Here is a 12,863-nt window from a genome sequence, read left to right on the forward strand (position 1 = left end):
CTCACAAACACAGGATTAGCTAATGAAACTCTGCCGTATCGAAACCCCTGACGGGATAAAACCTGCGATGATTGACGCAGATGGTGCCGCGCGCGATCTGACGCAGCATCTGACGGATATCGAGCTTGTCACAATGGCACCCGCAGCGCTGGACCAACTGCGCGATGTGGTCGTCACGTCCTTGCCTGTCATCACGGGCCGGTTTGCCCCTGTGATCAATGACATACGTCGTATTCTGTGTATCGGGCTGAATTACTCGGACCACGCGGCAGAAGCTGGCATGGACGTGCCCGATCACCCGATCCTGTTTAGCAAACTCTGCGCGGCCACCGGTGCCAACGACCCGATCATCATCCCCAAGGATTCCGAGAAAACCGATTGGGAAGTTGAACTTGCGGTCGTGATCGGTACCAAGGCACAGCATGTGTCCGAGGCAGACGCGCTGTCCCATGTGGCGGGTTATGCGACTTTCAACGACGTGTCAGAGCGCGCTTTTCAGATCGAATTCGGCGGTCAGTGGGTCAAGGGCAAGTCCTGCGACAGCTTCGCGCCCATTGGCCCGTATCTGGTGAGCGCAGACGAAGTGCCGGACCCGCAGAACCTTGATCTATGGCTTGATGTGAACGGCACCCGTCGCCAGACGGGCAATACCCGCACGATGGTGTTCTCGGTGGCCGAGATTATCTCTTTTCTCAGCCGTTTCATGACCTTACTGCCCGGAGACGTGATCGCCACCGGCACACCGCCCGGCGTTGGCATGGGCTTTAAGCCGCCGGTGTACCTGCAGCCGGGCGATGTCGTTGAACTGGGCATCGAAGGCTTGGGTGATCAACGCCAAGAAGTCATTAAATTCAACGGGTAAGCGCCCTACCCTAATGCATAACCTGCACCGCGCACCGTGCGGATTGGGTCATCGCCACCGTGAGATGTCAGCGCCTTGCGCAGCCGCGCGATGTGCACATCCACGGTGCGCGTGTCGACATATATATCGCGGCCCCAGACGTGATCCAGCAGCTGATCGCGGCTGAACACACGGCCCGGACGCTCTAACAGGGTGACCAGCAGCCGGTATTCTGTCGGGCCCAGTTTCAGCTCGTTCGCGGCGCGGTTCACGCGGTGGCGTTCGGTGTCCAGCGTGATATCGGCATAGCTGAGCGCCGCGCCCGAGGATGCCGGGCGCACACGGCGCAATTGGGTGCGCACACGGGCCATGAGCTCGCGCATGGAATAGGGTTTGACGACGTAATCATCCGCCCCCGTCTCTAGCCCGCGCACAGTGTCCACCTCTTCTGACCGTGCCGAGAGCATGATCACGGGGATATTACGCGTATCTTCGCGGGTCTTGAGCTGCCGACACACCTCGATCCCGCTCAGCAGCGGCATCATCCAGTCCAGAATAATCAGGTCCGGCAGCGCCTCTGCCACGAGCAGGATCGCTTCTTCACCATTCTCGGCCCGCCTTACGTCAAACCCTTCGGATTCAAGGTTATACGCCAGAATTTCGCGCTGTGCGGGTTCGTCTTCCACCAACAGGATCTGGGGCTGCGCCGCCGACATGGTTCTACCCCTTCAGCTTGGTGGAGGTGTTATCCGCCTTTGGGCGGTCCTCGTCCGGATGGGTGCCGGTCACCAGATAGACGACCTGTTCCGCGATCGATGTGACCAGATCGCCCATGCGTTCCACGTTTTTCGCGATGAAATGCAGGTGCATACACGATGTGATGTTGCGCGGGTCTTCCATCATGAAGGTGAGGAATTCACGGAACAGCGCGTTGTACATCTGATCGACGTCTTCATCGCGGGCAATCACGTCCATCGCCAGTTCTGCGTCGCGCTGCACATAGGAATCCAGCGCGTCCTTGAGCATGGATTCAACCGTTTTACACATGCGGCGGATGGCACCGGCGCTATCGGCAACTGCCGGAAGCTGCGCGAGCACTGAATTACGCTTGGCCATGTTTTTCGCATAGTCGCCAATACGTTCCAGGCTGGCGCTGATCTTGATCACGCTCAGGATCAGACGCAGGTCCACGGCTGTGGGTGCACGCAGGGCGATGATGCGGGCGGCGCGTTCGTTGATCAGCTCTTCGAGCGCGTCAATCGCCTTGTCCCCGCCGCGGACCTGATCGGCCAGCTCTTCGTCGCGGGTTTCAAGCGATTGTGCGGCAAGGCGAATGGCATCTTCGACCATGCCACCCATTTTCATGATCTGTGCCTGAACGCTTTCGAGGTCACGGTCAAAGGCAGAGACAATATGTTGATCTTGCATGATACTTATCCAATCCGGCCAGTGATGTAGCTTTCCGTCCGAGGGTCTTCGGGCGACGTGAAAATCTTGTCGGTCTCGCCAAACTCCACCAGATTGCCAAGGTGGAAGAACGCCGTCTTCTGGCTCACCCGTGCGGCCTGCTGCATGGAGTGTGTGACGATCACGACCGAATAGTCCTGACGCAGCTCGTCGATCAGCTCTTCGACCTGCGCAGTGGCGATCGGGTCAAGCGCGGAACAGGGTTCGTCCATTAGCAGCACTTCGGGTTCGGTCGCAACGGCACGGGCGATGCACAGACGCTGCTGCTGCCCGCCAGAGAGGCCGGTGCCGGGCGCGTGCAGACGGTCCTTGACCTCGTTCCAGATGGCACCGCGTTTCAGGGCGCGTTCAACGATATCGTCAAGCTCGGACTTGTTGCGGGCCAGACCGTGGATGCGGGGGCCGTAGGCCACGTTGTCGTAGATCGATTTGGGGAACGGGTTCGGCTTCTGGAACACCATACCGACCTTGGCGCGCAGCTGCACCGGATCGACCGCGCTGTCATAGATGTCTTCGCCATCGATCAGGATATCGCCCTTGACGGTGCAGATATCAATCGTGTCGTTCATCCGGTTGATACACCGCAGGAAAGTCGATTTCCCGCAGCCCGATGGTCCGATAAAGGCGGTGACGGTTTTGTCTTGGATATCGACAGAGACATCCTTGATCGCGTGGGTGTCCCCGTAGAAAACCTGCACGTTGCGGGCGGCGATTTTTGTTTGGTTCGTTGTCACGTCCGTCTCCGAAATTACGTTGTCTTTCATAGCCTTGCCTTTCATTCTTACCAGCGCCGCTCGAACCGGCGCCGCAGCATTACGGCGATGGCGTTCATGGTGATCAAAAAGACCAGCAAGATGATGATACCGCCCCAGGCGCGTTCATAGAACGCGGGATCGGCGCGTTTGGCCCATTCGTAGATCTGCGCCGGCATGGCGGAGTTCGGATCCATCAGCCCCGATGCGATGCCGTCGGGCGGGTTCGAGGCGATGAAGCCCACCATCCCGATCAGCAGCAGCGGGGCCGTTTCACCAAGCGCCTGCGCCAGACCGATGATTGTGCCAGTGAGGATACCCGGGGCAGCCAAGGGCAGCACGTGGTGGAACACTGATTGCATCTTCGACGCCCCTACCCCCAGTGCCGCGTCACGGATGCTGGGCGGGACAGATTTCAGCGAGGCGCGGGTCGAGATGATGATCGTCGGCAGCGTCATCAGCGTCAGCACCAGCCCGCCCACCAGCGGGGCCGAGTTTGGCAGGTGCATATAGTTGATGAAAACCGCCAGACCCAGAATACCAAAGACAATCGACGGCACCGCCGCGAGGTTAGAAATATTCACCTCGATGATATCGGTCAGCAGGTTCTTGGGGGCGAATTCTTCAAGGTAGATCGACGCGGCGACCCCGATGGGCAGCGCCAGCGCCAGCACCACCAGCATCATAAAGAGCGAGCCAAGCATCGAGACCCCCATGCCTGCCGCCTCGGGTCGGGCATCAGACGCATCGGCACCTGTGATGAAATCGATGTTAAAGCGTTTTTCCAGCGCCCCATCTGCGACAAGGGCGTCCACCAGATCAAGCTGCTCTGCGCTGATGCTTTTGTCGTTGGCGATGCTGTCGCGTGTGACGCGGCCCTTCATATAGCCATCGACGCGGCTGTTGGTCAGGAATTCGAATTCAACCGCGGTGCCAATGAGCTCGGGGTTATCCAGCACAAAGTCACGCAGCTGTGCCGCCGCATCCTTGGACAGGATGCCCGCCATATCCTTGGGCTTTAGGTCCGTGGTAATCCCGGTCTCGGCCACCTTGGCCTCAAGCGCGGCGGCCATCAGCGGCGCGTAGCCGAAGGTCGATACCTTCTTGATCTCGTCCAGATTACGGTTGCCGTTCTTGTCCAGCTTTTCCTCAAGCAGTTGCACGTTCAGCGTCAGGAACGTCTGTTGAAAGGCCCCTGCGCCGCGACCAATGATTGTGGTCAGCAAGATCGCCAGCATCAGCAGGCCCACGGCGATGGCCGCGATACCGTAGGATTTGAAACGGGCCTCTGCGCGGTTGCGTTTGACGGTGCGCGCGTCGGGCTTCAGCAGCGAATGGCGCGGCGTTGCGGTGTTGGGCATGTCGGTCATTCGTACTGCTCCCGGTATTTGCGCACGATATAAAGCGCCAGAACGTTCAGCCCCAGGGTCAGCACGAACAGCGTCAGACCAAGGGCAAAGGCGACCAGCGTTTCAGGGCTGGCAAAGTCGGTATCCCCGGTCAGCTGGCTGACGATACGGGTGGTGATGGTGGTCATCGCTTCCAGCGGGTTGCCCGAGATGCGGGCGATGGCCCCTGCCCCCAGAACAACGATCATCGTCTCGCCGATGGCCCGGCTCGCGGCGAGAAGCACAGCCCCCACGATCCCCGGCAAAGCGGCAGGCAGCACGACCTGGCGGATGGTTTCGGAATGGGTCGCGCCCAGGCCAAATGACCCGTCGCGCATCGATTGCGGCACAGCGTTGATGATATCGTCGCTTAGCGAAGAAACGAAGGGGATCAGCATGATGCCCATGACCAGCCCCGCCGTCAGGACCGATGTCGCCCCGCTCATCCAGTCGACGCCCAGCAGACCATTATCGCCGCGGCCAAAGATGTTCACAAGGAACGGCCCCACTGTCAGCAAGGCAAACAGACCATAAACAATGGTCGGGATACCGGCGAGGATCTCCAGCAAAGGCTTGGCGAAAGAGCGTACTTTGTTGTTGGCGTATTCCGACAGGTAGATCGCGGCAAAGAGGCCGATCGGCACGGCCACCAGCAGCGCGATGATCGAGATATAGAGCGTCCCCCAGAGCAGCGGCAGGATCGACAGGTCACTGTCCCCGCGGAAGTTCGGGGCCCATGTGGTGCCCAGAAAGAAATCCTGCCAGGGATGCAGACGGAAGAAGTTCAGCGTCTCGAACAGCATCGACAGGACGATCCCCACGGTGGTCAGGATCGCCAGCGACGCAGCGAGCACCAGCAACCCCAGCAGAAAACGTTCCACCGTATTGCGCGCGCGAAAATCGGCCCGTGCGGTGCGCATCGCGATGAACAGACCGGCCAGCGCCAACACAGAGATCACCGCGATCATCAGCCAGCGGCCGGTGTATTCCATTGACCGGTAGCGCTGCGCGGCGGCCAGCACCTCGGGCGTGACGTCAGACCCAAGCGCCACGCCGGTGCCCGCCAGCAGCGCGCGCACATCGGTGCCGGTCACGTCAAGATCACGGGCGCTTTGCGCATCCAGCGCGCCCGATTGCACGGCCGCGTCCAGCCCGTTGGCCACGCGGCGCACGTCGCTCATCACCAGATTGACCGAAGAGCCTTCGTTCACGGCGCTTTGCGGGATCATGTCGATGACCGCGTTCTGGATCAGCATCGGCTGGACCAGCATCCAGATCGCCAGCACAAACAGCGCCGGAATGGCGGTGAGCATGGCGGCATTATAGCCGTAGTAATTCGGAAGGGAATGCAGCTTGCGCGCATCGCCCGAGACGGACGACATGGCCCGGCTGCGCACCAGACCATAGGCAAGGACTGTTAATATCAAAACAACGACAACTAAGAGCGTGGTAGATCCCACATTGAAAATATCGCGCATGGTGGCCCCCGGTCGCAGCCTATTTCAGGCTATCATTGTTTGGAAAGTATCAGTCGGCAGCAAAAATCCGGAGGCACCTCGCAGCGCCTCCGGATCGTCAGACAGGGTTTAGGAACCGCTGCCCATTACAGTTTCTTCAGCAACAACCGACTGTGTTTTCGCCAGTTCCGGGTCAGAGACTAGACCGTATTCAGCCAAAGGACCGTCGGGGCCGGCAATCTCGTCTGCCACGAAGAACTCGGCATATTCTTTCAAGCCGGGGATCACGCCGATGTGCGCTTTCTTGACGTAGAAGAACAGCGGGCGGGATACGGGGTAGTCGCCGCTCGAGATGGTTTCAACGGTGGGCTCAACGCCGCTCATGTTGGCAACGGTCAGCTTGTCGGTGTTGTTCTCGTAGAAGGCCAGACCGAAGACGCCGATGCCGTCTTTGTTGCTTTCGATGCGCGCCAGCGTTTCGGTGTAGTCACCGTCGATGTCCACGGACACACCATCGGTGCGCAGCGCGATACATGCTTTTTCAGCGGCTTTCTTGTCGTCGCCATTGGCCGCCTTGAACGCTTCGAAGTCGCCGGTGGCTTCACAGCCTGCCAGGATCACTTTTTCTTCGAAAACTTCGCGTGTGCCGTGCTTGGTGCCGGGGATGTAGGCCTGGATCGGCTGCTCAGGGAAGCTGGCGTTCACGTCGGACCACATTTTGTTGGGGTTCGCCACGATCTCGCCGTCGACAACGACTTCGGCGGACAGGGCTTTGTACCAGTCTTCGGGGGTGAATTCGAATGTGTTGCCATTGATGTCGGAGGCAAACACGATGCCGTCATAGCCGATCTGGACTTCGATGATGTCGGTCACACCGTTCGCGGCGCAGGCTTCGACTTCGGAGCTCTTGATCTTGCGCGAGGCGTTTGCCACGTCGATTGTGTTCTCGCCAACACCTTCACAAAAACGCTTCAGACCCGCCGAGGAGCCACCGGATTCAACAACAGGTGTCGGGAAATCGAAGTTTTCGCCAAAGGCTTCGGCAACGATGGACGCATAGGGCAAAACAGTGGAGGAACCGGCAACCTGTACTTGATCACGCGCGGCAGCGGCGGTTGCGGATACGGCGGCAATGGCCAGCGCGGAAGTGGTGAGTTTAACGAGCGACATGATGTCTCCTGTCAGCTTAGATTTGTCTGACCACCCCCATGGTGATCTTGCCGCACCAATAGGCGGGCGACACTGAGCTTTTGTGACAGTCATGTTACAGTTTTATGACACGGACGGAAATTGTAATTTCTTTTTGACCAAAATGCGCCCGATCACGCCACATCCATAGGCAAGATCACCGTGAATCGCGCCCCATCTCCCAGATCAGAGGTGATTTTCAGCCGTCCGCGGTGCCGGTTCAGGATATGTTTTACAATCGCCAGCCCCAACCCCGTCCCGCCAAGCGCGCGGCTGCGGTGGCTGTCGGCGCGGTAGAAGCGTTCGGTCAGGCGCGGCAGGTGCACAGGGTCGATCCCCGGACCGTGGTCGCGGATGGTGACCCGCACCGCAGGCCCACGCAAGGAAGGGTCACGCAAGGTCGTCTCGACCGAAATTTCGACGTCTTTGCCCACGCCCCCATATTTGATGCCGTTTTCAATAAGATTCGTGAACACCTGCAACAGCTGGTCCGTATCCCCCATCAAGGGCAGCGGATCGTCCCCCATAGTCGCGACCAGCGTCACATTCGCCTCTACGGCCAAGGGGTTGAGGTTGCGCATGGTCGATTGGAGCACATAGCGCAGATCGACCTTATCCGTCGGGCGCACCCGTTCGTCCGATTCGACGCGGGACAGCGACAGCAGATCGCCCACCAGCCGGTTCATGCGCTCGGCCTCTCCGGTCATGATCCCCAGAAACCGGTCCCGTGCGGGGGCGTCGTCACGCGCAGGGCCGCGCAAGGTTTCGATGAACCCCATCATCGCCGTCAACGGGGTGCGCAATTCGTGGCTGACGTTGGCGACGAAATCGCGGCGCATCTGGCTGGCGTTGGTGACCTGTGTGATGTCTTGAAAGCTCAGCAAGACGTAGTCCATGCCGGTCACCTTTCGGACGTGCACCCGAAAGGTCGTGTCATTGCCGTTGTCGCTGGCCAGATATTGCGCCTCGCGCGGGGTATCATCCTGTTGGCATTGCTCGACCGCATCGACCACCGCCGGCTGGCGCAAGACGTTGATGTAATGGCGGTCCAGCGCGCCACGGCCCAGCAGGGCTTGGGCCGGCGCATTCATCGCGACGATACGTTCAGCCCGATCAACGGCAAGCGTAGGCAAAGGCAGCGCTGCCAGCAGATCCGGCAGATGCGGGCGCAGCACCATGCTCAGACGGGTTTAAGCTGGCTGGCAAAGCGCCGCGCGTTGTCTTGATAGTGTTTCGCGCTGGCGGTCAGCCCGGCAATCGCCGCCGCGTCCAGCTCGCGCACGACCTTGCCCGGTGCGCCCATCACAAGCGACCCGTCAGGGATCACCTTGTTTTCAGTGATCAACGCCCCTGCCCCGATCAGACAATTCTTGCCGATCTTGGCCCCGTTCAGGATCGTCGCCCCCATCCCGACCAGCGAGTTATCCCCGATGGTGCAGCCGTGCAGCATGACCTTGTGACCGATCGTACAGTTTTCCCCCACGGTCAGCGGGCAGCCCGGGTCCGTATGAAAGACGCAGTTTTCCTGCACATTACTGCCCTTGCCCACGAGGATCAGTTCGTTATCGCCGCGCAGCGTACAGCCGAACCAGACAGAGGCATCTGCCTCGAGCGTCACATTCCCGATGACATTGGCATCGGGGGCAACCCATGCATCCGCGTGAACCTGCGGGGTGATATCGGCCAGAGTGTAAAGCGTCATTTCGTGTCCTCGAATTCTGATTGCAGCGCGCGCACATGATCCACCAGTTTCGGCTGCTGCGAAAGGCGCAATCTTTCGGCGGTGATGATCGACTTCAGCTTGGCCTCTGTTTCGGTCAGGTCGTCATTGACCAGCACGTAGTCGTAGCCGTCCCAGTGGCTGATCTCGTCCCAGCTTTTCTCCATTCGAAGCGCGATGGTATCGGGGGCGTCCTGACCACGGGTTTCCAGACGCCGCCGCAGCTCTTTGATCGAGGGCGGCAGGATGAAGATCGACAGCACGTGCTGCTTGAGCGTCGAGTTGCTGATCTGCTGCGCGCCCTGCCAATCCACGTCGAACAGCACATCGCGGCCACTGTCGATCGCCTTTTGCACCGGTCCCTTGGGCGAGCCGTAATAGTTGTTGAAGACGCGGGCGTGCTCCAGCATATCGCCATCGTTCACCATGGCGCGGAAATCATCCTCGGCGGTGAAAAAGTAGTCCTTTCCGTCTTCCTCGCCGACACGCGGGGCGCGGGTGGTGGCCGAGACAGAGAATTCAAGCGAGGTATCCCAATCGCGCAGCTTGCGGGCCAGCGTCGATTTACCCGCCCCCGAGGGCGAGCTGAGGATAATCAATAGGCCGCGTCGGTCGCTCATGTCTTACTCCACATTTTGCACTTGTTCGCGCATCTGGTCTATCACCGCCTTCAAGGCCAGCCCGATCTGGGTCAGCGCGGTGTTTTGTGCCTTGGCGCACAGTGTATTGGCCTCGCGGTTGAACTCCTGCATCAGGAAATCCAGCTTGCGCCCCACGGCCCCGTCCTGCGCCAGCAAGGCGCGGGCGGCATCCACATGGGCGTGCAGGCGGTCGATCTCTTCGGTGATGTCAGATTTGACGGCGATCAGCGCCAGTTCCTGCGCCAGCCGGTCAGCGTCCACGCCTTCGGCATTGTCCAGCACCCGCGAAAGATTGCGCTGCAGCGTCTGTGCCATCTCGTCCTTGCGCGTCTCGGCCAGCGCGGCGGCCTGTGTCGTCAACTCTGCCACCTGCGCCAACTGCGCTTCGAGCACCTGCGCCAAGGCAGCCCCTTCGCGGGCGCGCATGTCGTTGAAATCGGCAAGCACCGTGGGGAATTCCGCCAGCAGTGTCGCGCAAAGGGCGGCCACATCATCCACCGTTGTCGCCTGCTCAAGCACGCCGCGCATGGTGACGATATCGGTCGCCTTGGAGGGCGCAAGCGAGATCCCCGCATCCATCGCCCGCGCTTCGATCTGGTGCAGCGCGTCCAGCACGACCTCAAGCTGATCCGCGTTCACCGTCAATGCGCCAGAGCCATCCTCGCGGGTGATCCTCAGGTTGCAGGTGACATTACCGCGGGCGATGGCGGCGCTTAGCGTCTTGCGCAGGCCCGCCTCCAGCCCGTCGATCCAGTCGGGCACACGCAGGCGCAGGTCGAGCCCCTTGCCGTTGACCGATCGCAATTCCCACCCCCAACTATGCGGGCCGGACGCACCACTGGCCGAGGCGAAACCCGTCATTGAACGTATCATGGCATGGTCCTTGTCGATTGCGATTGTTGCGCGCCTTAAAAGGGAAACTCGCAAATGGGGCAAGTAAAAAGCCATTCTGCCGCGCGAGGTCTCCCCTTAACGGTCTGTTAACCAAGTTTGCTGTTATATCTACAAATTACCGCTGATTTGACTAAACTCAGGCAATACTTCGCGGCCCCGCTGCCGCCCCCCTGTCCTGCTTTTGTCCCGACCGCAATAAGGCTGCCCGATGAAACATCTTCCCCCTCTGGATGACATGCCCCAGACCGGCTCTCGCCGCGCGATGCCGCCGCCGACACCCGCGATGGTTGACGTGCGGGCCTATTGGCAGGGGCTCTGCCGTGGTCAGCCGGTCCCGTTCCGGTCGCAGATAGACCCTGCACAGATCACCTCCGTGCTTGATCGCGCCTTTGTTCTGGAACGTAGGCGGTCTGAACTGGCGCGGTTTCGCGTCGCCGGATCGCAGCTGTGCACTGCCATGGGAATGGACCTGCGCGGGATGCCGATGATCTCTCTGTTCGACCCGTCCGAGCGTCGCCGATGCAGTGATTGGCTGGATCACATTCTGTCACAGCCCGCCACCGGAGAGATGACGCTCACCGCGGGGGATGCGGCCGTTCAGGCGCGTATGCTGGTGCTGCCGCTGCGCAGTGACATGGGGCAGATCGACCGGATGCTTGGCTGTCTGGAGATCACATCCAATGCCATCGAGCATCCGGGGTTGTATCGGATCGGAGATCTTGCCACCACACCGATCCCGCGCCCGCCACGGGCGGACGTGGCAGAGGATATGCACGCGCCCTGCCCCGAAGGTTTCGCCGATCCAGCCGCGCGTTTTGCCGCGCGGTCCGGTCGCAACCGGCCAGCCTATCTACGGGTCGTGAAGTAAACGGGGTATCCCCGATGGGACGCCCCCCGATGCCGCAAACGAAAAAGGCCGCGCATGATGATATGCGCGGCCTTTCTTATTGCATGAGCTGCGGCAGTTAGCCGACGGCTTTGACCTGTTGGTTCGCCCGGCGTGCCGACAGTTCCTCGGCCACGAGGAAGGCAAGCTCCAGCGACTGGCTGGCGTTCAAACGCGGGTCGCAGGCCGTGTGGTAGCGGTCCGACAGGTCTTCGTCCTGAACGGCGCGGACACCACCAGTACATTCTGTCACATCCTGACCGGTCATCTCAAAGTGGACACCACCGGGCACGGTGCCCTCAGCCCCATGTACCGCAAAGAATTCACGCACTTCGCGCAGCACGGAATCAAAGGGCCGCGTTTTATAGCCGCTTGAGGATTTGATCGTGTTGCCGTGCATAGGGTCACAGGTCCAGACGACATTCGCGCCCTCTTCCTGCACGGTCTTGATCAGACGCGGCAGATGTTCCCCCACATTGCCGGCCCCGAAACGCGCGATCAGGGTCAGGCGACCCTCTTCGTTTTCGGGGTTCAGCTTGTGCATCAACAGCTTGAGGTCATCGCTGGTCATCGTCGGGCCGCACTTCAGGCCGATGGGGTTCTGAACGCCGCGGGCAAATTCCACATGCGCGCCATCAGGCTGACGTGTCCGGTCACCGATCCAGATCATGTGACCCGAGCCCGCCAGCCATTTGCCGGTCTGGCTGTCCTGACGGCACAGCGCCTCTTCGTATTCCAGCAGCAGCGATTCGTGGCTTGTATAATATTCCACCGATTGCAGCGTATGCGCCGTCTCGGACGTGACACCAGCCGCCGCCATGAAATCAAGCGTGTCTGAAATGCGGTTCGCGATCTCGCGGTATTTTTCCGCCTTTTCGCTTTCGGTAAAGCCCAAAGTCCAACCGTGCACCTGATGCACATCGGCATAGCCGCCGGTCGAGAACGCCCGGATCAGGTTCAGGGTCGCGGCGGCCTGTGTGTAGGCGCGCAGCATCTTTTTAGGGTCGGGAATACGGGCGTCGGCGGTAAAGGCGAGCTCGTTGATGATGTCACCGCGGTAGCTTGGCAGTTCCACCCCATCCACGGTTTCCGTGGGCGCTGAACGCGGCTTGGCAAACTGACCCGCCATGCGGCCCAGCTTGATCACCGGCACTTTGGCACCGTGGGTCAGCACGATGGCCATCTGCAACATCACCTTGAAGGTGTCGCGGATCATATCGCTGCTGAATTGTTCGAAGCTTTCGGCGCAATCGCCGCCCTGAAGCAAGAACGCCTCGCCACGGCCCGCCGCCGCCAGATGCTTTTTCAGCCGCCGCGCTTCACCCGCAAAGACCAACAATGGATAACGGGACAATTCAGCTTCGACCGCGCGCAGCGCGTCCTGATCAGGATAGTCGGGCATCTGGATCCGCGGTTTGTCGCGCCAGCTTGATTTTGTCCAATCGGTCATCATTTTTCTCCGAAGTCCGCAGCGCCCGAAGTGTCAGGCGCAAACATTGTGAAATTGTGGTATATAAAGGTCTGACCCAAGTGACCAGAACCGAAATTCACCCTATTGACCTTCGCCCCCGCCCGTGGGCAAGGTTTTCGGCAGGTTTTTGAGGGCAGCGCCCACTTTGCCCCAACGTA

General features: G+C 60.2%; 13 protein-coding genes. 2 read left to right on the top strand and 11 right to left on the bottom strand.

Annotated elements, in window-relative coordinates; translation table 11 throughout:
* Positions 1 to 22 precede the first annotated feature (22 nt).
* Positions 23 to 862, top strand: a complete 840-nt coding sequence (locus ABM428_RS09705) for a fumarylacetoacetate hydrolase family protein (protein ID WP_353627890.1) — start codon at positions 23 to 25, stop codon at positions 860 to 862.
* Positions 863 to 867: 5 nt separating this feature from the next.
* On the opposite strand, the gene phoB is transcribed toward ABM428_RS09705, so the two are convergent.
* The 10 genes from phoB to ABM428_RS09755 all read right to left on the bottom strand — a co-directional run bounded on the left by phoB (position 868) and on the right by ABM428_RS09755 (position 10,327).
* Entirely contained in the window at positions 868 to 1,557 is a 690-nt protein-coding gene (phoB, locus tag ABM428_RS09710) for a phosphate regulon transcriptional regulator PhoB (RefSeq protein WP_005853599.1), read from the bottom strand.
* Between the two features lie 4 nt (positions 1,558 to 1,561).
* Positions 1,562 to 2,269, bottom strand: coding sequence for a phosphate signaling complex protein PhoU (gene phoU, locus ABM428_RS09715; RefSeq protein ID WP_009824650.1), 708 nt, complete (start codon positions 2,267 to 2,269; stop codon positions 1,562 to 1,564).
* A gap of 5 nt (positions 2,270 to 2,274) precedes the next feature.
* Positions 2,275 to 3,072 carry a phosphate ABC transporter ATP-binding protein PstB gene (gene pstB / locus ABM428_RS09720; protein WP_005853603.1) on the bottom strand — a complete coding sequence of 266 codons (798 nt, stop codon included), beginning with the start codon at positions 3,070 to 3,072 and terminating at the stop codon, positions 2,275 to 2,277.
* 17 nt (positions 3,073 to 3,089) lie between these two features.
* Positions 3,090 to 4,430 (bottom strand): phosphate ABC transporter permease PstA, encoded by a 1,341-nt coding sequence (pstA, locus tag ABM428_RS09725; protein ID WP_132996576.1) that lies wholly within the window; start codon positions 4,428 to 4,430, stop codon positions 3,090 to 3,092.
* Positions 4,427 to 5,926 (bottom strand): phosphate ABC transporter permease subunit PstC, encoded by a 1,500-nt coding sequence (gene pstC, locus ABM428_RS09730; protein ID WP_184582040.1) that lies wholly within the window; start codon positions 5,924 to 5,926, stop codon positions 4,427 to 4,429. The genes pstA and pstC overlap by 4 nt, the downstream gene beginning before the upstream one ends.
* Positions 5,927 to 6,034: 108 nt before the next feature.
* Complete coding sequence (locus tag ABM428_RS09735) at positions 6,035 to 7,075, bottom strand: substrate-binding domain-containing protein (protein ID WP_132996574.1); 1,041 nt, start codon at positions 7,073 to 7,075, stop codon at positions 6,035 to 6,037.
* Positions 7,076 to 7,227: 152 nt separating this feature from the next.
* Positions 7,228 to 8,271, bottom strand: a complete 1,044-nt coding sequence (locus ABM428_RS09740; RefSeq protein WP_009824654.1) for a cell wall metabolism sensor histidine kinase WalK — start codon at positions 8,269 to 8,271, stop codon at positions 7,228 to 7,230.
* Positions 8,272 to 8,273: 2 nt separating this feature from the next.
* Positions 8,274 to 8,795: a gamma carbonic anhydrase family protein gene (locus ABM428_RS09745; protein WP_184582038.1), complete on the bottom strand. Its 522-nt coding sequence runs from the start codon at positions 8,793 to 8,795 to the stop codon at positions 8,274 to 8,276.
* Positions 8,792 to 9,433: a guanylate kinase gene (gene gmk, locus ABM428_RS09750; RefSeq protein WP_005853615.1), complete on the bottom strand. Its 642-nt coding sequence runs from the start codon at positions 9,431 to 9,433 to the stop codon at positions 8,792 to 8,794. Before gmk ends, ABM428_RS09745 begins: the two co-directional genes overlap by 4 nt.
* Positions 9,434 to 9,436: 3 nt before the next feature.
* Entirely contained in the window at positions 9,437 to 10,327 is an 891-nt protein-coding gene (locus tag ABM428_RS09755; RefSeq protein ID WP_132996573.1) for a YicC/YloC family endoribonuclease, read from the bottom strand.
* Between the two features lie 229 nt (positions 10,328 to 10,556).
* Here ABM428_RS09755 and ABM428_RS09760 point away from each other — a divergent pair, with 229 nt between their 5' ends.
* Entirely contained in the window at positions 10,557 to 11,216 is a 660-nt protein-coding gene (locus ABM428_RS09760; protein ID WP_353627891.1) for a PAS domain-containing protein, read from the top strand.
* 97 nt (positions 11,217 to 11,313) lie between these two features.
* Here ABM428_RS09760 and ABM428_RS09765 read toward each other — a convergent pair whose 3' ends face one another.
* Positions 11,314 to 12,684 carry a class II 3-deoxy-7-phosphoheptulonate synthase gene (locus ABM428_RS09765; RefSeq protein ID WP_039912024.1) on the bottom strand — a complete coding sequence of 457 codons (1,371 nt, stop codon included), beginning with the start codon at positions 12,682 to 12,684 and terminating at the stop codon, positions 11,314 to 11,316.
* Positions 12,685 to 12,863: the final 179 nt, after the last annotated feature.

Origin of the sequence: Sulfitobacter sp. TCYB15 (assembly GCF_040435955.1) — a bacterium.
GTDB classification, from domain to species: domain Bacteria; phylum Pseudomonadota; class Alphaproteobacteria; order Rhodobacterales; family Rhodobacteraceae; genus Sulfitobacter; species Sulfitobacter pontiacus.